Source organism: Arthrobacter sp. W4I7 (genome assembly GCF_030816215.1).
Lineage (GTDB): Bacteria > Actinomycetota > Actinomycetes > Actinomycetales > Micrococcaceae > Arthrobacter > Arthrobacter siccitolerans_A.
In genome coordinates, this window is record NZ_JAUSXU010000001.1 from 1,211,576 (window position 1) to 1,232,106 (window position 20,531).

21 protein-coding genes are annotated in these 20,531 nt (G+C 67.1%); 15 read left to right on the top strand and 6 right to left on the bottom strand.

Annotated elements, in window-relative coordinates:
- The first annotated feature begins 57 nt into the window (after nucleotides 1-57).
- From QF047_RS05605 to QF047_RS05640, 8 genes are all read left to right on the top strand, one after another.
- Nucleotides 58-1,149: a carbohydrate kinase family protein gene (locus tag QF047_RS05605; RefSeq protein WP_307274730.1), complete on the top strand. Its 1,092-nt coding sequence runs from the start codon at nucleotides 58-60 to the stop codon at nucleotides 1,147-1,149.
- An 80-nt stretch (nucleotides 1,150-1,229) separates the two neighbouring features.
- Entirely contained in the window at nucleotides 1,230-2,309 is a 1,080-nt protein-coding gene (locus tag QF047_RS05610; protein ID WP_307274733.1) for a hypothetical protein, read from the top strand.
- A gap of 81 nt (nucleotides 2,310-2,390) precedes the next feature.
- Complete coding sequence (gene alr / locus QF047_RS05615) at nucleotides 2,391-3,608, top strand: alanine racemase (protein WP_307274735.1); 1,218 nt, start codon at nucleotides 2,391-2,393, stop codon at nucleotides 3,606-3,608.
- On the top strand, nucleotides 3,605-4,261 hold the full coding sequence (tsaE, locus tag QF047_RS05620; RefSeq protein WP_307274737.1) for a tRNA (adenosine(37)-N6)-threonylcarbamoyltransferase complex ATPase subunit type 1 TsaE: 657 nt from the start codon (nucleotides 3,605-3,607) through the stop codon (nucleotides 4,259-4,261). The genes alr and tsaE overlap by 4 nt, the downstream gene beginning before the upstream one ends.
- Nucleotides 4,261-4,932, top strand: coding sequence for a tRNA (adenosine(37)-N6)-threonylcarbamoyltransferase complex dimerization subunit type 1 TsaB (tsaB, locus tag QF047_RS05625; protein WP_306634725.1), 672 nt, complete (start codon nucleotides 4,261-4,263; stop codon nucleotides 4,930-4,932). Before tsaE ends, tsaB begins: the two co-directional genes overlap by 1 nt.
- Nucleotides 4,933-4,976: 44 nt before the next feature.
- Entirely contained in the window at nucleotides 4,977-5,468 is a 492-nt protein-coding gene (rimI, locus tag QF047_RS05630) for a ribosomal protein S18-alanine N-acetyltransferase (RefSeq protein ID WP_307281779.1), read from the top strand.
- The gene (gene tsaD, locus QF047_RS05635) at nucleotides 5,465-6,553 is read left to right on the top strand and encodes a tRNA (adenosine(37)-N6)-threonylcarbamoyltransferase complex transferase subunit TsaD (RefSeq protein WP_307274741.1); all 1,089 of its coding nucleotides are present in this window, start codon (nucleotides 5,465-5,467) and stop codon (nucleotides 6,551-6,553) included. Before rimI ends, tsaD begins: the two co-directional genes overlap by 4 nt.
- Nucleotides 6,554-6,777: 224 nt before the next feature.
- Nucleotides 6,778-7,176 (top strand): antibiotic biosynthesis monooxygenase family protein, encoded by a 399-nt coding sequence (locus QF047_RS05640; RefSeq protein WP_307274743.1) that lies wholly within the window; start codon nucleotides 6,778-6,780, stop codon nucleotides 7,174-7,176.
- Nucleotides 7,177-7,277: 101 nt separating this feature from the next.
- Here the strand turns inward: QF047_RS05640 and QF047_RS05645 are convergent, their stop codons facing one another.
- Entirely contained in the window at nucleotides 7,278-8,429 is a 1,152-nt protein-coding gene (locus tag QF047_RS05645) for a glutamate--cysteine ligase (RefSeq protein WP_306634720.1), read from the bottom strand.
- A gap of 385 nt (nucleotides 8,430-8,814) precedes the next feature.
- Here QF047_RS05645 and QF047_RS05650 point away from each other — a divergent pair, with 385 nt between their 5' ends.
- Both QF047_RS05650 and QF047_RS05655 read left to right on the top strand, forming a co-directional pair.
- A complete protein-coding gene (locus QF047_RS05650; RefSeq protein ID WP_307281782.1) occupies nucleotides 8,815-10,260 on the top strand; it encodes a glycoside hydrolase family 3 N-terminal domain-containing protein in 1,446 nt (481 codons plus the stop codon).
- A gap of 88 nt (nucleotides 10,261-10,348) precedes the next feature.
- On the top strand, nucleotides 10,349-11,167 hold the full coding sequence (locus QF047_RS05655) for a shikimate 5-dehydrogenase (RefSeq protein WP_307274746.1): 819 nt from the start codon (nucleotides 10,349-10,351) through the stop codon (nucleotides 11,165-11,167).
- Nucleotides 11,168-11,191: 24 nt separating this feature from the next.
- On the opposite strand, the gene QF047_RS05660 is transcribed toward QF047_RS05655, so the two are convergent.
- Complete coding sequence (locus QF047_RS05660) at nucleotides 11,192-12,421, bottom strand: class I SAM-dependent methyltransferase (RefSeq protein ID WP_307274748.1); 1,230 nt, start codon at nucleotides 12,419-12,421, stop codon at nucleotides 11,192-11,194.
- Nucleotides 12,422-12,474: 53 nt separating this feature from the next.
- On the opposite strand from QF047_RS05660, the gene QF047_RS05665 reads away from it, so the two are divergent.
- Nucleotides 12,475-12,852: a hypothetical protein gene (locus tag QF047_RS05665; protein ID WP_307274749.1), complete on the top strand. Its 378-nt coding sequence runs from the start codon at nucleotides 12,475-12,477 to the stop codon at nucleotides 12,850-12,852.
- Here QF047_RS05665 and QF047_RS05670 read toward each other — a convergent pair.
- Entirely contained in the window at nucleotides 12,777-13,706 is a 930-nt protein-coding gene (locus QF047_RS05670; protein ID WP_307274751.1) for a DMT family transporter, read from the bottom strand. The two genes, QF047_RS05665 and QF047_RS05670, sit on opposite strands and share 76 nt — an antisense overlap.
- A gap of 224 nt (nucleotides 13,707-13,930) precedes the next feature.
- Here QF047_RS05670 and groES point away from each other — a divergent pair, with 224 nt between their 5' ends.
- Complete coding sequence (gene groES / locus QF047_RS05675) at nucleotides 13,931-14,227, top strand: co-chaperone GroES (protein ID WP_050054380.1); 297 nt, start codon at nucleotides 13,931-13,933, stop codon at nucleotides 14,225-14,227.
- Between the two features lie 77 nt (nucleotides 14,228-14,304).
- Nucleotides 14,305-15,915 carry a chaperonin GroEL gene (gene groL, locus QF047_RS05680; protein ID WP_307274753.1) on the top strand — a complete coding sequence of 537 codons (1,611 nt, stop codon included), beginning with the start codon at nucleotides 14,305-14,307 and terminating at the stop codon, nucleotides 15,913-15,915.
- 114 nt (nucleotides 15,916-16,029) lie between these two features.
- On the opposite strand, the gene QF047_RS05685 is transcribed toward groL, so the two are convergent.
- Genes QF047_RS05685 through QF047_RS05695 form a run of 3 tightly spaced genes read right to left on the bottom strand, consistent with a single transcriptional unit; the run spans nucleotide 16,030 to nucleotide 17,169 of the window.
- Entirely contained in the window at nucleotides 16,030-16,167 is a 138-nt protein-coding gene (locus QF047_RS05685) for a hypothetical protein (RefSeq protein WP_307274755.1), read from the bottom strand.
- A gap of 4 nt (nucleotides 16,168-16,171) precedes the next feature.
- On the bottom strand, nucleotides 16,172-16,567 hold the full coding sequence (locus QF047_RS05690) for a hypothetical protein (protein WP_307274757.1): 396 nt from the start codon (nucleotides 16,565-16,567) through the stop codon (nucleotides 16,172-16,174).
- A 5-nt stretch (nucleotides 16,568-16,572) separates the two neighbouring features.
- On the bottom strand, nucleotides 16,573-17,169 hold the full coding sequence (locus QF047_RS05695) for a dihydrofolate reductase family protein (protein WP_306634710.1): 597 nt from the start codon (nucleotides 17,167-17,169) through the stop codon (nucleotides 16,573-16,575).
- A 59-nt stretch (nucleotides 17,170-17,228) separates the two neighbouring features.
- On the opposite strand from QF047_RS05695, the gene QF047_RS05700 reads away from it, so the two are divergent.
- On the top strand, nucleotides 17,229-18,752 hold the full coding sequence (locus tag QF047_RS05700; RefSeq protein WP_307274761.1) for an ATP-dependent DNA ligase: 1,524 nt from the start codon (nucleotides 17,229-17,231) through the stop codon (nucleotides 18,750-18,752).
- A 112-nt stretch (nucleotides 18,753-18,864) separates the two neighbouring features.
- Complete coding sequence (locus QF047_RS05705; protein ID WP_307274764.1) at nucleotides 18,865-20,499, top strand: helix-turn-helix transcriptional regulator; 1,635 nt, start codon at nucleotides 18,865-18,867, stop codon at nucleotides 20,497-20,499.
- Nucleotides 20,500-20,531: the final 32 nt, after the last annotated feature.

Here is a 20,531-nt window from a genome sequence, read left to right on the forward strand (position 1 = left end):
CCACAGCACCTATGGCCGCCCCTACCGCCTGCACACCACAGGGCGTAGTGTGCGGACATGGACGCGATCCCAGCACGCCCGTTCGATCCCCTGGCCGCAGTACGGTCGCCCTCGGACGCCGGCTTCGACGTGCTGCTCGCCGGGACCGTGTTCCAGGACATTATCTTCACCGGCCTTCCTCACGGGCCGGAACCGGGCACGGAAATCTGGAGCGACGGCATGGGCAGCTGCCCTGGCGGCGTGGCCAACCAGGCGATTGCAGCATCCCGGCTGGGCTTGCGCACAGGCCTGGCGGCGGCGTTCGGTGATGACGGCTACGGGGACTTCAACTGGAAAATCCTGGCCGGCCAGGAGCACGTGGACCTGAGCCTGTCCCGGAAGGTCCCGGGCTGGCACTCACCGGTCACCGTCTCGCTGTGCGTGGACAAGGACCGGTCCCTGGTGACGCACGGCCATGCCGCCCCCGTGACGTCCTCCGAGCTTATCGGCGACCCCCCGCCAGCGCTCGCCGGCATCGCGGAAGTGGGGCTGGAAGTGGAGCCGTGGGCCAAGGCGGCGTACCAGTCGGGAGTGAAGCTGTTTGGCGATGTCGGCTGGGATCCCAGTGGCGTGTGGGCGCCGGTGAGGCTGGAGAACCTGAAGTACTTCCACGCGTTCCTGCCCAACCAGCGCGAGGCCATGGCGTTCACGGGCAAGGACGATCCCTGGACTGCCTTGTACGCGCTGGCCGACCGTGTTCCCGTGGCCGTGGTGACGCTGGGGCCGCAGGGCGCCATGGCGGTGGATTCGGAAACGGGGGAGGAGGAGTGGGTGCCCTCCCTGCCCGTCAAGGCGTTTGACCCCACCGGTGCCGGCGACTGTTTCGACGCCGCCTTCATCGTCGGGAGCCTGGCCGGCTGGCCGCTGGGAAACAGGCTGCGTTTCGCGAACCTTTGTGCCTCGCTGGCAGTGCAGGAAGTGGGCGGATCCCTTGCCGCACCCGGCTGGGGCGACATCGCCGACTGGTGGAAACGCGCGAACGCCCGGCCGGAACGGCAGACCAGCCAATGGCTGCGCCGCTTCGGCTTCCTGGCGGACATCATCCAGGACGTCCCGCTTGCTGCCCAGCGCCGCGCAGCGGCCACCATCGCGCACCTCTCGGATGCGTGACACCGGCGTCCCGGAGGACTCTGGCGGCCGGATGAATTGAGGGCCAAGCTGTAGTTGAGCGGCAGCAACAGTCCGGGGTGATGACGATGATTGACATGGCACGAGGTGGCCTCAAGACGGACCGGTTCCGCGATCTGGTGACGCAGTTGCTGGGTCTGTGGCTGCTGCTGGCGGTGTTCCTGGACGGCTGGGCGCACCTGAACCTCCCCGGGTTGGAGACGTTCTTCACGCCCTGGCACGCCGCACTCTATTCCGGCATGGCCGTTACGGCGCTGTGGATCGCTTGGGTGATCTGGCGGAACCGGGCACCCGGGCAGCCGCTCTCTGAGTCCATTCCGGCCGGCTACCGGGGGACCGTGGTTGGTGTCGTTCTTTTTGCCGTTGCCGGCGGCTTGGACCTGGTATGGCACGAAACGTTCGGGATCGAAATTTCCCTCGATGCCCTGGTCAGTCCGACGCACCTGTTGCTGGGCTTTAGCCTCTTCCTCATCCTGGGCACTGCCGTCCGGAGCGCACGCTCGGCCAGCCGGGCCCGCAGCTTTGAATGGACGACGGCGGAGCTTCTGGCCGTGGTCCTGATGACCGGGCTGGGTGCGTTCTTCCTCATTTACTGCTCGGCCTTCGTCCGGTCCGGCCCCACGGCCTCCTTCACCCCGATCCCGATCGGCAACCCTGGCCGCATACAGGCCGAGATGCCGGTGATCGTCACCTTGGCAAGTTACCTGCTGACCACCGCGCTGATTGTGGCTCCCTTTCTCTTTACGCTCTCGGCGGCCGGCCGCCCTGTCCGAGGGATCGTCACGATGCTGGTGGCAACCGTCGCCTGGCTGCCTGCGGGGATGATTGGTTTCCGGCCCATCACGATTGCAGGAGCCGCCGGCGCCACGGTGGCGGCTGTGTTGGCCGATGTGCTGCTGGCTTGGCTGCCGAAAGCCTGGCTAAGCGGGTGGTTGCCGGCAGTCGCAGCGGGACTCGCGGCGTTGGTGTGGACAGGCCAGCTGGTGGCTTTCGGGCTGGTGGACGGGATCCGCTGGCCCGTCTCGCTCTGGCTGGGGGCGGTGGCGCTCAGCGCGGCGGCAGCAGCAGGCCTTGCCCTCCTCACTACCTGGGGTCCGGCACGTTCCGGAGCTGTCCCGCAGATCGGAGCCTCCTTGCGATAGCCCGCGTTGTGGGTGCACGTTTCCGGAGCCCCGGCCCGCCGTGATTATTCGGCCCGAAGCGCCAGCACTAGAATCACTAAGGTGACTTACCCCGCTACAACCGGTGATTTCAACGCTGCGCCCGCGCAGGACCCCCGCGACGAAAGGTCCGCCGTCATCGACCTTGATGCCATCCGGCACAACGTCCGCAGGCTGGCCGCGGCAGCGTCCCCGGCGAAGGTGATGGCCGTGGTCAAGGCTGATGCTTACGGACACGGCGCCGTCCCGGTGGCCCGGGCGGCCCTTGAAGCGGGTGCCTCCTGGCTGGGCGTCGCGCACATCTCCGAGGCACTCGCCCTGCGGGCCGCCGGAATCGACGCGCCGCTGCTCGCCTGGCTGCACACCACGGAGAGCAACTTCGGCGCCGCGGTGGCGGCCGGCGTCGACATTGGATGCTCCGGCTGGGAGCTCGACCGCATTGTCGCGGCGGCCCGGGAACAGGAGCGTCCGGCGCGGATCCACCTGAAGGTTGACACCGGCCTGGGACGCAACGGCGCAACGCTTGATACCTGGGACCACCTGGTGGGCGAAGCGATGGAATACCAGGACCAGGGGCTGCTGCGCGTGGTGGGAATCTTCTCGCATCTCGCAGTCGCCGATGAGCCGGAGCGGCCTGAGACTGATGACCAGCTCGCCGTCTTCCGGGAAGTCCTGGCGGTTGCCGAGGACGCCGGGGTGGACCCCGAAGTCCGGCACCTGGCCAACACCCCGGCCACGCTGTCCCGTCCCGACACCCACTTTGACCTGGTCCGGGTGGGCCTGGGCATTTACGGGTTGTCGCCCTTCGCCGGCCAGACCTCGGCCGAACTGGGACTGCGGCCGGCAATGACACTGCGGACTGTCATGTCCCAATGCAAGGAGGTGCCGGACGGGCAAGGGGTGTCCTACGGCCTCCGCTACCACACCGCCGGCCCCAGCACCCTGGGCCTGATTCCGGTGGGCTACGCCGACGGCATTCCGCGCGTTGCCACCGGCGGCCCGGTCCGGGTGGCCGGCAGGACCTACCCCGTGGTGGGGCGCATCGCCATGGACCAGATGGTCATCGACCTCGGCGACGTGGGACCAGGGAGTGCAGGCCTGCTGGGTGCCGAAGCGCAGCTTTTTGGCGACGGAGCCGACGGCGGTCCCACGGCTGATGACTGGGCGCGCGCCGCCGGGACCATCAACTACGAGATCGTGACCCGGATCAGCCCCCGGGTTCCGCGCCGCTTTATCAACGAACAATCCGCCGCCGTCCACGGCGGGGAGGGGGCCGCATGAGCGCGTCCAACCAGGCGGCAGGGGACAGTGCCGAGGCCGGGCCGAACTGGGAAAAGACGTTAACGGCGACGACGGCGGAACAGACACATAACCTCGGCGTGCGGCTCGCAGGAGTCCTGGAAGCGGGGGACCTGCTGGTGCTTTCCGGCGAGTTGGGTGCCGGGAAAACGACCTTCACCCAGGGCCTGGGGGAGGGGCTGGGTGTCCGTTCCGGCGTCATTTCCCCCACGTTCGTCCTGGTCCGGATCCACCCCAACCTTCCGGACGGGCCCCGTCCCGGCGGACCGGACCTGGTGCATGTGGACGCGTACCGCCTGGGCTCGGCAGCCGAAATCGACGATATCGACCTTGAGAACACCCTTGATTCATCCGTAACGGTGGTCGAATGGGGCCACGACCGGGTGGAGCACCTCAGCGAGAGCCGGCTGGAAATCGATCTGCAAAGGGCTATTGGGCTTCAGGCAACTGGATTTCAGACCAACGGACTGAGTGCCTACGGCCCGGGCGGGAGCGCGGGCAGCGGAGAAACAACCGGAACGCTCGATTTCGAAAATGAGGACACCGACGAGCCCCGGACCATCGTGCTGCGCGGCTACGGGCCCCGCTGGCCCCGCGTCCCGGAACCGGTGGCCACCTTTGAAGGGAAATCCTGATGCTCATCCTCGCCATCGACACCTCCGCCGTGGCCAGCGCGGCACTGGTCTCGAATGACGCACTGGAAGGCGTGGTGGCCAGCTTCTCCACCGAGGACACCCGCAGCCACGCGGAGGTCCTTGCTCCGGGCATTGAACAACTGCTCCTTGAGGCCGGCGTTGGCGGAGCTGACATCGATGCCCTGGTGGTCGGCGTCGGCCCGGGCCCGTTCACCGGACTCCGGTCCGGAATCGCCACCGCGCGCACCCTGTCCTTCGTCTGGGGCAAGCCCTTGTACGGGCTGATGAGCCTGGACGCCGTGGCCCTGGAAGTGGCGGAATCCACCGCCGCCGCCCCGGAATTCCTGGTGGTCACGGACGCGCGGCGCAAAGAGGTCTACTGGGCCCGCTACAGCCTTCCGGAGGGACAGCTTCCAGTATTGGAGGACGGCCCGCACGTGAGCTTCGCCGCGGACCTGCCGGACCTTCCCGCCTACGGCGCCGGCGCCGGGCTCTACGCAGACACCCTGAAGGCGGACCCGGAATTTGCCCGTGAACAGCCGGACGCCCTGTACCTGGGCCAGTTCGCGCTGGCCCGGCTCGATGCAGGCGGAGAATTGCTGGACTCCACGCCCCTGTACCTGCGCGAATCCGACGCCCAGGTCCCGGGCCCCAGGAAGAGGGCACTGTGAGCACCACCCCGGACATCAGTAACCACGGCGTCTTAGTGCGGGAGATGACTCCGGACGACGTCATCGCCGTCAGTGTCCTGGAGCAGCGGCTTTTCCCCGTGGATGCCTGGCCCCTGCACATGTTCTATGACGAGCTGGCCCAGCCGGAAACCCGCTGGTACCTCGTGGCTGAGGGCAGCGGCGGCATCGTGGGCTACGCCGGGCTGATGTGCATTGAGCCCATCGCGGACGTGCAGACCATCGCCGTCGTGCCTGAATATGAGGGGCGGGGGATCGGCACCACGCTGCTGACCCGGCTTATTGAAGAGGCGCGCCGCAGGTACGCTGCCGATCTCCTGCTGGAGGTCCGGGCGGACAACCCGCGGGCCCAGCAGCTGTACCTGCGCTTCGGCTTCGAACAGATCCACGTCCGCCCCCGCTACTACCGCGACGGCGTTGACGCCCTTATCATGCGGCTCCCGCTGACCGGCCCCGCCGGCCGGGAAGCCGGGCAGGAAACGGAAAACCACACATCACCGGAAGCAGGCCAGCCATGAACCGCGCGCAGCCATTGGTGCTCGGCATCGAATCGTCCTGCGACGAAACCGGCGTGGGCATTGTCCGGGGAACCACCCTCCTGACCAACACAGTGTCCTCTTCCATGGACGAGCATGTCCGGTTCGGCGGAGTCATCCCTGAGATCGCGTCCCGGGCGCACCTCGATGCGTTCGTGCCCACCCTCGAGCAGGCGCTCGCCGATGCCGGCGTGACTCTTGGGGAGGTGGACGCCATCGCCGTCACGTCCGGCCCCGGTCTTGCCGGCGCCCTCATGGTTGGCGTCTGCGCCGCCAAGGCACTCGCCGTGGCAACCGGAAAGCCGCTCTATGCCATCAACCATCTCGTCGCGCACGTGGGGGTGGGCCTGCTCGACGGCAAGGAAGGGCAGGCGCCCGAGCTGCCCGAAAACCTCGGAGCTCTGCTGGTCTCCGGCGGGCACACCGAAATCCTGAAAATCAACAGCATCACTGACGACGTGGTCCTCCTCGGCTCCACCATCGACGACGCCGCCGGCGAAGCCTACGACAAGGTGGCCCGCATCCTCGGCCTCGGCTACCCGGGCGGGCCCGCCATCGACAAGATGGCCCGGACCGGCAACCCCAAGGCCATCCGCTTCCCCCGCGGCCTCAGCCAGCCCAAGTACATGGGCACCGCCGAGGAACCCGGCCCGCACCGCTACGACTGGTCCTTCAGCGGACTCAAGACTGCAGTGGCCCGGTGCGTGGAGCAGTTCGAGGCACGCGGGCAGGAGGTTCCGGTCGCGGACATCGCAGCCGCTTTCCAGGAAGCCGTGGTGGACGTCATCTCCGCCAAGACCGTGCTGGCGTGCCGCGAGCATGGGATCACGAATGTGCTGCTGGGTGGCGGCGTGGCGGCAAACTCGAGGCTCCGTGAGCTGACCGGACAGCGCTGTGCTTCGGCCGGAATCAGGCTGCACGTGCCGCCGCTGGACCTTTGCACGGACAACGGGGCGATGGTGGCGGCACTGGGTGCGCAGCTGGTGATGGCAGGAGTGGCACCGAGCGGAATCGGCTTCGCCCCGGACTCATCCATGCCGGTCACAGCGGTGTCCCTCCCCGCCTGACCCTGCCCGGGGAGGAGGGGCAGCGGGACCACCCTTGTTTTTCGTCAAGGAGGCATTGCGTCACGGGCATCACGGATGGGCTGGGGAACTCAGAAATCCTCTGGTTCCAGTGCCTCTGTGGGCGTATATTCCGTCCATGGCAGAGGATCCTGATGAGACAAACCGAGTGAGTTCCCGGGTGGCTCGCTGCCGGTATCCCTTTGACAAAGTAGAAGGAGCAGTTGATGACTGCGACGAGCGATGACCTGCCTCTGCAGTCCGATGTGCCGGCTCTCGGCCGCGGTGTTGCCGTAGGAAGGTTCTATACCTCCGGCCGCTGGTCAGTGAAACCGGGTCACGAGGAGGCGTTCGCAACGGCGTTCGCGGAATCGGGCGTAAAGGATGTGGATCCTCCAATTCGTGGCCTTCTTCAACGTCCACGGTTACTTCGCGATCTCAAGCAGCCAGGGAGCTATCTCAGCTACGCCGTCTGGGAGAGCCGGGAAGCTATCGATGAGTTCAGGTCCCGGGCGGATTTCCCGGCAATGATCGCGCGGATGCAAGAACATCTGGATGACATGCAAATTTCTACACTGGAACTCGTTCTGGGTAAGGAGCCGACGGACATGGTGCTGGATTCCTAGCAACTACGGCAGGTTTTGCCCTTTTCTTGCTGAGCTCCGGCCCTAGTGCGGCCGCAAAATCAGGCGCAGCCGGCCCTCATTGTTCGGTAGGAGGGCGGCCGTCAGGCGGTGGGGCCGTTCCGCATCTGCTTGACCAGGTCCAGCACCACGGCCTGGAGGTCCCCGCCGTGCTCCTCGGCCACCCGGCGCTGGCGCTGGTACCCGGCGCCGCGGCGGATGATCTTTTCGACGTCGGCCAGCTCATCCGGGCAGCCCAGCTTCGCGGCCACCGGCTCAAGGCGGTTCAGGGTTTCGAGCAGGTGGTCGGTGACCAGCTGCTCCTTGCCGGCCGCGTCCAAGATGATGATGGCGTCCATGCCGTAGCGCGCGGCCCGCCACTTGTTCTCCTGTATATGCCAGGGCGGCATGGTGGGAATGGTCCCGCCGTTATCGAGGGTGGTGGAGAACTCATCCACCAGGCACTGGGTCAGGGCCGCGATGGCGCCCACTTCCTCGAGGGTGGCCAGGCCGTCGCAGATGCGCATCTCGATGGTGCCCAGGTTCGGGACGGGCCGGATGTCCCAGCGGATTTCCGAGAGGGTATCAATCACGCCGGTGGTGAACATGTCCTGCACATAGGACTCGTATTCTTCCCAGGAGCCGAACTGGAAAGGCAGGCCGGCGGTGGGCAGCTGCTGGAACATCAGGGCCCGGTGTGATGCGTAGCCGGTGTCCTCGCCGCCCCAGAACGGGCTGGACGCCGAGAGCGCCTGGAAGTGCGGGAAGTAGTTGACCAGCCCGTCCAGCACGGGAAGTGCCTTCTCGCGCCGGTCCAGCCCCACGTGCACGTGCACGCCGTAGATGACCATCTGGCGGCCCCACCACTGGGTGCGGTCGATGAGTTTGGCGTACCGGGCCTTGTCCGTGACTGGCTGCAGCTGGGGCGGGCTGAACGGATGGCTGCCGGCGCAAAAGAGTTCCACGCCCATGGGGTCGGTGATTTCACGGACCGCCGCGAGGGACCGGCTGAGGTCCTCCTTGGCTTCGCCGGCGGTTTCGCAGATGCCGGTGACCAGCTCAACGGTGTTCAGCAGGAGTTCCTGCTTGATGTGCGGGTGCTCGTCATCCTCGTTCAGCTCCGGGTGCCGGGAGGCAACTCCGCGCAGCACCTGGTTGGCAACGGAGGCGAGTTCACCGGTTTGGCCGTCCACCAGCGCGAGCTCCCATTCCACACCGAGGGTCGATTGCCTCGATGAAGCGAAGTCAATCTTCACGCGTATCCTCACTGTCCGGTTTGCCGCTGAGCACGCCGCTGACATGCTGCTGCTGGCAGGCGCACGGATGGATCAAGTCTAGTGCAGGGGTAGCATCGTATTGATGGTCCCGTTCCAACGCCTGCGTGACAGTTTTCACAAATCCTTCCCCGTCCTGGCTGCAGCCACCGCTGCGGTGGCACTCGCATCCTGCAGCACCGCCCCGGCACCTGTCCCCGCGCAGACACCGGCCACGCCCGCCCCACCTTCCGCTTCACCGCGTACGACGCCCGCACCTGGCACTCCTTCCCCGTCACCTTCTGCCACGAAGGACCCTGGCGCACGTGAGCTGGGATGGGGCCCACAGCAGCGGGACCAGGACGCCGCTGCCGCGGCGGTTGCCGCGATGTCGCCCGAACAAAAGGCGGGCCAGGTCCTCCTTCCCTTCTTTGCCGGCACAAACCCCGCCGCCCATGCCGCCGTCGTCGAACGCCTCCACCTGGCCGGCTCCATCATCATGGGCGACAACATCCCGCTGGACCCGCAGGGAAAGGTGGATCTTGCCGCCATGGCCGCGGTCAACCAGCGGCTCGCCCAGGCCACCAGGGCGGACGGCAGGCCGTGGCCCGGGATCGTCGGAGTGGACCAGGAAGGCGGGATGGTGGCCCGCCTTGGGGCGCCGCTGACGGAATGGCCGGCGCCCATGAGTTACGGTGCTGCCGGCAGCGGCCCCCTGGCGCGGGAAGCCGGGCAGGGGCTGGCCGGCGAGCTGGTGCCGCTGGGCTTCAATACGGATTTCGCGCCGGATGCCGACGTGACGGTCGGCCCGAAAGACCCCACCATCGGCGCCCGCTCCATGTCCGGTGACCCGGACGCTGCCGCCGGGCTCAGTGTGGCGTTCGCCCAGGGCATGCTGGCCGCGGAAGTCCTGCCCGTCGTCAAGCATTTCCCCGGGCATGGGTCCGTCACCGCTGATTCGCACCTGAGCCTTCCCTTGCAGCCGGCCAGCGTGGCGGAACTCCAGGCGCGGGACTGGAAGCCGTTCCGGGCGGCGATCGCGGCCGGTGCGCCCATGGTGATGACCGGCCACATCGCCGTGCCTGCGCTGGAACCCGGGGTGCCGGCGTCGCTCTCTGCCCCCACTTATGCCGCACTGCGCGGACTCGGCTTCAAGGGGGTCGCCGTGACCGACGCCCTGAACATGGGGGCCGTGAATAAGCAGTATCCAGCCGGGTCCGCGGCCGTGAAGGCCCTGGCCGCGGGCGCCGACCTTCTGCTCATGCCGGCGGATGTCCAGCAGGCCCACGCTGCCATCGTTGATGCCGTAACCTCAGGTGCCCTCCCTGCCGTCCGGCTCGATGAAGCCGCCCTGCGCGTGGCAACCATGATGACCTGGCGGGCGCGGACAGCAGCCGGGGCGGGGACGCCAACAGGCGTCCCGGCCGGAAGCGGGGCTGCGCTCTCCGCCAAGGTCTCGGCCGCCGCGGTGACGGTTCTTTCCGGGCCCTGCAGCGGACCCCTTACGCCTGGCGCGGTACAGGTGACAGGGGGCAGCCCGGCGGACAGGGAACGTTTCTCGGCTGCGGCCGTCCGTGCCGGACTCGCCGTCGGCTCCGGGCCTGTGGTCAGCCTCGTAGGGTACGGCGGCCGCGCCGCCGGAGGGGAGATCGCCGTCGCCCTCGACGCGCCGTGGACGCTGCAGGATGCCAGCGCGCCGGTCAAGGTAGCCCTGTACGGCCGCAGCCAGGCCGCTTTCGACGCGCTCGCTGCCGTCCTCGCCGGGAAGGCGGCCGCCCCCGGAAAGCTGCCCGCCGCCGTCGGAAGCTTCCCCGCCGGCACCGGCTGCCCCTGACCCCAACTGAGTAGCGCCAAGTGTCGTTTTGGACCGTCAAAACGACAGTTAGCGCTACTTAGTTGGGCGGAACGGGTTAAATGGTCAGGTGCCCATTCTGAATAAAGACATGACCCTCTGCATCTCGCTCTCGGCCCGGCCCAGCAACAACGGGACCAGGTTCCACAACCACCTCTACGAGCAGCTGGACCTGAACTGGATCTACAAGGCGTTCGCCCCCACCAACCTTGAGCAGGCCATTGCCGGGGTCCGCGGGCTGGGCATCCGCGGCTGCGCCGTCTCCATGCCGTACAAGGAGGACGTGATCGCCCTCGTGGACGAGATGGACCCCTCGGCCAAGGCCATCGACTCCGTCAACACCATCGTGAACACGGACGGGCATCTCAAGGCCTACAACACGGACTACACCGCGATCGAACAGCTCCTCGCGTCCAACGAGGTCCCCACCAACTACTCAGTGCTGGTCCAGGGCGCCGGCGGCATGGCCAAAGCAACGGTGGCTGCGCTCCGGGACGCCGGGTTCACCGACGTCACAGTCCTCGCGCGCAACGAAACCACCGGCCGCGCACTCGCCGAACAGTACGGTTTCCAGTGGCGTCCGGAGCTTGACGGCGGAACAGCGGACCTCATCATCAACGTCACTCCTATCGGTATGGCAGGTGGACCCGACGCGGACACCCTGGCCTTCCCGCAGGAAACCATCGCCGCCGCCCAGGTGGTCTTCGACGTGGTGGCCCTCCCCGCCGAAACCCCGCTGATCAAGACAGCACGTGCCGCCGGAAAGCCGGTGATCACCGGAGCGGAAGTGGCCACCATCCAGGCGCTGGAGCAGTTTGTGCTCTACACCGGCGTACGGCCCACCCCTGAACAGGTCCGCACGGCCGAGGAGTTCATGCGCGCCCAGTAGCGGCAGGCGCGGGACAGCAGCGCCCTAGGCCGGCTCCACCACGATGACCACCCGGTCCTCCCCGATCCGGGTCAGGACCAGGGTGGCCGTTTTGTTGCCGGCCTTTTTCGCGGCTGCCTTCCCCGCAGGAAGCAGCTGCTTGCGCAGTTCCTCGGGGGTGACGGCAGTGCCGCGCTTCTTGATGTCCAGAACACCGATGCCTTCCGCCTTCACCCATGCTTTGAGCGCCTTGACGTTGTAGGGCATCACTTCCAGGATTTTGTAGGCCCGGGCGAAGGGCGTGTCCACGAGCTGCGGGGCACAGATGTAGGCGATGTGTTCGTCCACCAGGTGCCCGCCCAGTTGAAGCGCGACGTCGGCCACCAGCCCTGCGCGGATCACCGCGCCGTCAGGCTCGTAGAGGTAGCCCTCCACCGGGCCCAGCGGGGCTGCAGGGCCGGCGCCGAAGTCCTCAATGCTGGTCAGTTCGGCCGCACCGCCAGCACCCAGGACCAGGGCGGCCCGGCGGATGCCGGGCCTGCGCACGGCGTTAAACCACAGTGCTACCTCGGTCACGTCCCCGGCCACGGAAACCCATTGGGCTTCACAGCCGGACGGTACGGAATCATGCGGCATGCCCGGGCCCATCTTGACTCCGACGGCCCTTCCGGACGCCGCGAGGGACTCGACAAAGGACAGCGGCGGCGAAAAAGCCTCGGGATCCCAGATGCGCTTGGTACCGGAGGTGGAGGTGACCCGGCGGGCAGGATCCAGCCAGACGCCGTCGATCCCGTCCAGCGGAACGGAAGTGGCGTCCGCGTGGACCACCGTGGCATTGGAGAACGGAATCAGGTTTACCGTGGCGCAGGCCGCCGTCGTCTCATCCATCTCCACAGCGGTGACGTTGATGTCCAGCGACGCCAGCGCCAGCGAGTCGGCCGCGAGGCCGCACCCCAGGTCCGCCACGTGGCGGATTCCTGCTTCGGCGAACCGCTGCGCGTGGCGCGCGGCAACAGTGAACCGGGTCGCCTGTTCCAGTCCCGCCTGGGTAAACAGCATGCTGCGGGCGAACTCGCCGAACTTAGCTTCGGCCTTGGTGCGGAGCCTGGACTGGGTCAGGACGGCGGAAACCAGTTCGGGGGAGTGGCCGGCCTTGCGCAGCGCCGAGTTGAGCTCGAAGGAAGCGTCCTCCCGATACGGGCCCAGGGACGCCAGCAGATCCCAGCCTTCGGGAGTGAGCAGCGGCGCGATCTGGTCCTGGGAAGCGTGAGGCATGCGTTCCAGCCTAGTGGAGGAGGTCCCGGCGGGATGCGGATAGTGTTGAATCCATGGAAGAAAGCGCAGGCCCCCGGCAGTCCGAAGAACCAGCCAAGGACATGGGCCCCGCCGGATTCGCCCGGACGGCATTGATTGCCGGTGCCCTGGTGGCGGTGGTGTGTATCGCGCTCCTGGTGGTGATCTTCTTCCTGGATACCTTCAACGCCACCGTCTACTCCGTGGGCGGCAACGACATCTCGGGCGATACGCAGGAAGCGCAGGACATCCGCGGACTTTACGACGGCGCCCGCGCCGGAAGCATTGCCGTGCTGGTGGCCGCCCTGCTGGCCACTGCAGCGGCAGGCGCGGTCCTTTACCGCGGGCGGAATTCCGCGCCGGACGAGGGCGACGGCGGCGAGGACGTCGACTTCGAAGACCTCGGACGCTGAGGGCCGCCGGCGCTCGTCAGCAGGACTCCCGAAATGACCAGGACGCCGCCCAGAACTTGCGGAAGGGTGATGGGCTGGCCCAGGGCAACAGTGATGATCGCGGTGAACACGGCAATGAGGTTCAGGTAGTTGCCCGCATTGGCCGCCGTGGTGCGTTTCAGGGCAAGGTTCCAGAGCAGGTAGGAACCCAGCGACGGAAACAGGGCAATGTAGGCAAGGGACCAGCCCTCCGGTGCTGTCCGGGGCAGGCCGGCGCCGGTGATGAGGGCCAGCGGGCTGAGGACGACGGCGGCCAGCGCCACCTGTACTGCAGTGGACGTGATCGGGGGTATATCAACCCTGCGCCCGAGGATGGTGTACAGGCCCCACACGGTGATCGCCGCGAGGATCAGCAGTTCGCCCCTGTTGATGGAGAAGGTCAGCAGCCGGTGGATGTCGCCGCCGGTGAGCACCAGCAGGACGCCGGCCAGGCCCAGCCCGATCCCCGCCCAGCCCAGTGGACGCGGCCTGTCGCGCAGCAGGACCACGGCCAGCACCACAATCAGCGCAGGGTTGGCAGCCGTCACCAGCGAGGCGTTCAGGGCTGAGGTGTGGCCCAGCGCGCTGTACAGCAGCAACGTGTAGGCGCTCATGCCCAGGGAACTCAGGAGCAGCAGGACCGGCCACCGGCGCAGCACGCTCCGCCAGTCCGGCCGCTCCACCATGTGGGCGAGTACCAGCAGCGGCGCCGCTGCCAGGGTCCACCGCCAATAAGTCAGCTGCAGCGGCTGCATGGTTTCCATGGCGGCATGGCCGACGACGAAGTTTCCGGCCCAGAAGAGGGTGGCAAGGATCAGATAAGCAGCGGCTCGCACCGGTCAAATGTACACATGGAGGGTTCGCAGATGACGAAACGCTGGCACTCGCCTTGACCGAGTGCTAACCCTTACATAGAGTCTTCATTAGCACTCTCCCTAGGAGGGTGCTAATACATGAAGAGCTGCCAGCCAGGCTGCTGCCGGCACCGCGACGACGGTTTGCCAGCCACGGCGGGAAGCTTTCCAGTCCACGAATTTGCTGACGAAAAGGAGAGGTCCGAGTGTCGGTCTCTATTAAGCCTCTTGAGGATCGTATTGTTGTCCGCCCGCTCGAAGCCGAGCAGACCACGGCTTCCGGCCTGGTCATCCCGGACTCCGCGCAGGAGAAGCCCCAGGAAGGCGAAGTTGTTGCAGTAGGCCCCGGCCGCTTTGACGACAACGGCAACCGCGTCCCGCTCGACGTTGCTGAAGGCGACGTTGTTATCTACTCCAAGTACGGCGGAACCGAAGTCAAGCACAGCGGCACCGAATACCTCGTGCTGTCCGCCCGCGACGTCCTGGCGATCGTCGTAAAGTAACTCTTCGGATCCCCGTGCCGCTGGTCATGCCTTCTGCTGGTCAGCTGCGCGGGGTTCTGTCTTGAAAGGACTGAACCATGGCAAAGCAGCTTGCGTTTAACGACGCTGCCCGCCGGTCTCTTGAAGCCGGCATCGATAAGCTCGCCAACACCGTCAAGGTGACGCTGGGCCCGCGCGGCCGCAACGTCGTCCTGGACAAGAAGTGGGGCGCGCCCACCATCACGAACGACGGCGTCACCATTGCCCGCGAAGTGGAACTGGACGACCCCTACGAGAACCTTGGCGCTCAGCTGGCCAAGGAAGTTGCCACCAAGACCAACGATGTTGCCGGCGACGGCACCACCACCGCAACGGTCCTGGCACAGGCCCTGGTCAAGGAAGGCCTGCGCAACGTAGCGGCAGGCGCCGCTCCCGGCCAGATCAAGCGCGGCATCGAGGTTTCCGTGGAAGCCGTCGCCGCCCGCCTGCTGGAGAACGCCCGTCCCGTCGAAGGCACCCAGGTGGCCAGCGTTGCAGCCATCTCCGCCCAGAGCGACGAGATTGGCGAGCTCCTGGCTGAAGCCTTCGGCAAGGTCGGCAAAGATGGTGTGATCACCATCGAGGAATCCTCCACCACCCAGACCGAACTGGTCCTCACCGAGGGCATGCAGTTCGACAAGGGCTACCTTTCGCCGTACTTCATCACGGATGCGGACCGCCAGGAAGCCATCCTCGAAGACGCCCTCATCCTGATCAACCAGGGCAAGATCTCCTCGCTGCAGGAATTCCTGCCGCTGCTGGAGAAGGCCCTCCAGGCCGGCAAGCCGCTGTTCATCATTGCTGAAGACATTGACGGCGAGGCCCTGTCCACGCTGATCGTCAACCGCATCCGCGGCACCCTGAACGTCGTTGCCGTCAAGGCTCCGGGCTTCGGCGACCGCCGCAAGGCCATGCTGCAGGACATCGCCACCCTCACCGGTGCACAGGTTGTTTCCCCGGAGCTGGGCCTGAGCCTGGACACCGTTGGCCTCGAGGTGCTGGGTACCGCCCGCCGCATCACGGTCACCAAGGACAACACCACCATCGTTGACGGCGCCGGTTCATCTGAGGACGTGGCAGCCCGCGTGGCACAGCTGCGCGCCGAGCTGACCCGCACCGACTCCGACTGGGACCGCGAAAAGCTCCAGGAACGCCTGGCCAAGCTAGCTGGCGGTATCGGCGTCATCAAGGTCGGCGCAGCCACCGAGGTTGAGCTGAAGGAAAAGAAGCACCGCATCGAAGACGCCGTGTCCTCCACCCGCGCTGCCCTCGAAGAAGGCATCGTGGCCGGTGGCGGCTCTGCCCTGATCCACGCCCTCAAGGCACTGGATGAGGACCCTGCAGTCAAGGCCCTTGAGGGTGACGCTGCTGCCGCAGTCGGCATCGTTCGCCGCGCACTGGTCCAGCCGCTGCGCTGGATCGCCCAGAACGCCGGCTTCGACGGCTACGTCATCACGTCCAAGGTTGCCGAGCTCGAAACCAACAACGGCTTCAACGCCAAGTCGGGCGAGTACGAGGACCTGATCGCCGCCGGCGTGATCGACCCCGTCAAGGTCACCCGCGCAGCCCTCCGCAACGCAGCCTCCATCGCCGCCCTGGTTCTCACCACCGAGACCCTTGTAGCAGAGAAGCCTGCCGAGGAAGACGAGCACGCAGGCCACAGCCACTAGTCCCCACCGTCTCCCTCACCTCGCTTCGCTCGGTCAGGGAACCCGGACGGCGTGGGCCCATAGCCATGCACTAAAAACCGGCCCAGCATCTGCTGGGCCGGTTTTTTGTGCTCCCTACTTCTTCACGGCATAACGCACGTGGGTGGCGAACGGTGAGGTGACAGCCTTCACAATTTCGAGGTCGAGGTCATGATGGAAGCCGTCGAACAGGCGCTTCCCGCCGCCCAGGACCACCGGTGCCGTCGACAGCACCAGTTCATCCACCCGCCCGGCGGCCAGCGCCCTGCGCCAGGGCCTCCTCAAGCCCGGACACGAACGTGAACCCCGACGCAGCCGCGGGCTGGTCCTGCACACGGTGGGTGAGCACCATCAGCGGGCCGGGGAACGGATTGGTCCCTCCCCATGCTCCTGCAGCGTCATACATGCCCCGACCCACAATGCCGGCACCCAAACCCGCAACAAGTTCGTCGTAGAAATCCTTGTCCGGGCCGTGCATCGCGAAGTCGTGTCCGCCCTCGTAGGTCCATGGGCCGCCCATCACCCAGTAGTGCAGCCGTTCGCCGCCCTTGCCCAGGCCGAGTCCGGGTCCGTCGTCGGGGCCGGTGATGAAGCCGTCAACGGATGTGGTGATGGCTGCGATGACCTTGCCCAACGCGGCTAGCCCATCTCCTGCGTCTCAACGTCGCCCGCGCGCTCATACACCAGTGACACAGCCCCCTTCGGGAAGCTGCGCGCAGGTTCCGCGAGGCGGAATGAGGCGGGAATGGTCCCGGCGTCGAAGAGGCGCTTGCCCTGCCCCAACGTGACTGGGTAGAGCCAGACGTGGAGCCGGTCCAGCACATCGGCCGCGAGCAGTGAACGGATGAGGACGCCGCTGCCGAACATGTGCACCTCGCCGTACTCCTCGCGCAGCCTGCCTGCCGCCGTGGCATCCGGCAGTACCGTAGTGCCCTCCCAGCCAGGCGCGGTCAGGCTCTTGGACACGACGAACTTGGGCACCCGGTTGAGCGTCCCCCCGATTTCGTCTGACTGGTGAGGCCAGTAGGCGGCGAAGATGTCATAGGTTTTCCGGCCGAGCAGCAGCGCGTCAATCTTGGCGATCTCCTGGCCGATGGCCGCGCCGGCCTCATCATCGGACACCGGCGCCTGCCAGCCGCCGAAGGCGAAGTTGCCCTCAGTGTCCTCTTCTCGGCCGCCTGGCGCCTGGTACACGCCGTCAAGGGTAAGGAACAGGTTCGCGACGATGATTCCCACGCGTCCAGTGTGGGGCAGCCGCCGGGTGCTGTCCAGAGCCCGCGTGGCAGACTGATCCCATGCTGCTCGACGAGCTTGTGAAGACCGCGGACGCCGTCGCGTCCACCCGCTCCCGGCTCGCGAAGGTGGAGGCGTTGGCGGACCTGCTGCGCCGGCTGGACCCCGCGGAGATCCCGACGGCGGTAGGCCTGCTGAGTGCCAGGCCGCGCCAGGGCCGGGTGGGGATCGGCTGGCGCGGCATGTCAGCGGCGATGGGGGAGCCGGCTGCTGAGTCCAGCCTTACCGTGGCCGACCTCGACGCTGCGCTGGACCGGCTGCTGGCCGCTGCCGGTGCCGGATCCGCTGCGGAGAGGGCCGCGACCCTCCGGACCCTCACCGCGGCAGCCACCGAACGCGAGCAGGCATTCATCGCCGGGGTACTGCTGGGAGAACTGCGGACCGGTGCGCTGGAAGGCGTCCTGACGGACGCTGTGGCCAGCGCCGCCGGCCGTCCCGTCAACGCCGTACGCCGCGCCGCCATGCTCTCCGGCGATCTGGGCGCGACCGCCCTGCTGGCGCTCACCGGCACGGATGCCCAGCTGAACGACGTCGGCCTCGTCGTCGGCCGTCCCGTCCAGCCCATGCTCGCCGCAACCGCGGCCACCGTGGATGCGGCGCTGGAGGTCACCGGGGAAGCGTCGGTGGAATACAAGCTCGACGGCGCGCGCATCCAGGTGCACCGCGTTGGGGAAAACGTGCGCATCTACACCCGCACCCTGGCCGACGTGACCCACCGGCTGCCCGAAGTGGTGGACGTAGTGCGCGGACTGCCGGTGCGCGACGTGATCCTCGACGGCGAGACCCTCGCCCTCGATGAAGACGGCGGGCCCCGGCCATTCCAGGAGACCATGTCCCGTTTCGGGGCCGATGCGGCGCGCACCACCCTGCTGCACCCGTGGTTCTTCGACGTGCTGCACATCGACGGCCGCGACCTGCTGGACGAGCCGCTGTCCACGCGCATCGGCGTGCTCGAACGCATCGCCCCCGGGCACCGGATTCCTGGGACTGTCACCGCCGATGCCGCTGTTGCCGGACAGGTCTCCCGGGATGCGCTCGCCGCCGGCCACGAGGGCGTGATGGTGAAGGCGGTGGGATCGGCCTACGCGGCCGGCCGGCGTGGTTCCAACTGGATCAAGGTGAAGCCGGTGCTCACCTACGACCTGGTGGTGCTTGCCTGCGAGTGGGGATCGGGACGGCGCACCGGGTTGCTCTCCAACCTGCACCTCGGCGCCCTGGACCCCACAGGCGAGTTCGGCGAACCCGGCGGTTACGTGATGGTGGGAAAGACCTTTAAAGGACTCACCGACGCTTTGCTGCAGTGGCAGACGGAGCGGTTCCAGGAGCTCGAGGTCCGCCGCACCGCGGGCACCGTCTGGGTGGAACCCGTTATCGTTGTAGAAATCGCGATCGACGGCGTGCAGCAGTCATCGCGCTATCCGGGCGGAATCGCACTCCGGTTCGCACGCGTCAAGCGCTACCGCGACGACAAAACGGTTGCCGAGGCAGACACCATCCAGACCCTGCGTGGGCTGCTCCGTTCCTGACCAGACGCTTGTTCTACCTTTGCCGCGGGCGTACCGTGGCGCTTAAGTGCCGTTGCGTGCAAAGCGCGACGACGGCGTCCGGCCGGGCGGGTGGTATCCGAAAGGAGGCCTGGTGTCAGCTGAGACGGGCATCGACCAGGGCAGGTCAGCGTTCCGCGAAAACCGCTGGACCGAGGCCTTTGAAAACTTCCGCGACGCCGACCAACGGGGCGGCCTGCCGGCACCTGACCTGGAACGGCTCGCCACCGCCGAGATTCTGACCGGCAACACGGCCACAGGACTGGACACCCTCACCCGCGCCCACGAAGAGTACCTGGTTGTCGGCGACATCGTTGGAGCCGTCCGGTGCGCCGGCTGGATGGGGATGCAGCTGATGCATCTTGGCGAAATGTCCCGGGCCGGCGGATGGTTCGCCCGGGGGCAACGGCTCTCGGATGAGCTGGACGGGCCACACGCCGTCCAAGGGTTCCTGCTTGTGCCGGTAGGCCTGGGCAAGCTCTACGGCGGTGACCCTGCCGGCGCCTTGGAGGCTTTCGCCCAGGTTGCGGACATTGGCCAAAGGTTCCAGGACAAAGACCTGTCGGCGCTGGCCCTCATCGGTTTGGGCCAGGCGAACCTCATGCTCGGGCACAACGACGAGGGCCTTCGAATGTTCGACGAGGTTATGGTGGCCGTGACGGCCGGAGAACTGTCCGCAATCCCGGCCGGGATTGTCTACTGTGCAGTCATCGGCAACTGCCACCTGGCCTTCGACCTGGAACGGGCACTGGAATGGACGGCGGCACTTGACCGCTGGTGCCGTAACCGCCCCGACATGGTCACGTTCAGTGGCCAGTGCCAGTCACACCGGGCAGAGCTCTTCCGGCTGCATGGCGCCTGGGCCGAGGCGCTGGCGGCGGCGGCCATAGCCCAAGGCCGTTCCGCCCAGGGCGATCCCCAGGCCCTGTACGGGGGCTACTACCAGCAGGGGGAAGTGCAGCGGCTCAGCGGCGATCTGGACGCAGCCGCAGCTTCATACCGGGAAGCGGCGCGAAGCGGCTATGAGCCACAGCCTGGCCTTGCGCTCCTCTCCCTGGCGCGCGGGGACGCGAAGCAGGCGCAGTCCATGATCCAAAGGGCTGCCGGCGTTGCGGACACCGCCACCCGCCGCCATTTACTGCCAGCCCTGGTGGAGATCGAGCTCGCCGCCGCCGATATTGAAGCGGCGCGCCGCGGCGCGGACGAGCTGGCAGCCTTTGCCCGGGAATGCCCCATGCCCATGGTCCGCGCGGTTGCGTGCCAGGCCGAGGGCGGTGTCCGGCTCGCCGAAGGTGATCCGGCGGGTGCCGCGCCAGCCATCCGGCAGGCCTGGAAGCTGTGGCGGCAACTCGGTGTGCCGTACGAAGCCGCGCACTGCCGGGTCCTGATCGGCTGTGCTTGCCGGGCCCTTGGCGACGAGGCGTCGGCACTGATGGACTTCGAGGCTGCAGAAGCGGAGTTCCTGGAACTGGGCGCAGCACCGGGGGCCGCCTGGGCGGCGTCGCTTATGCGGGAAGGCGCAGACGGCGCCAAGGGACCGCTGTCCCCGAGGGAAACCGAAGTGCTTCGGCTCGTCGCCACCGGCAAGGGGAACCGGGCCATCGCCGCGGAACTCTATCTCAGCGAGAAGACCGTAGCCCGGCACATCAGCAATATCTTCCTGAAGCTGGGCCTGTCCTCCCGGGCCGCTGCCACCAGGTATGCCTTTGAGCACGGACTCGCGGGATAACGCCGGGACTGCATGAAAATGCCCATACGCCC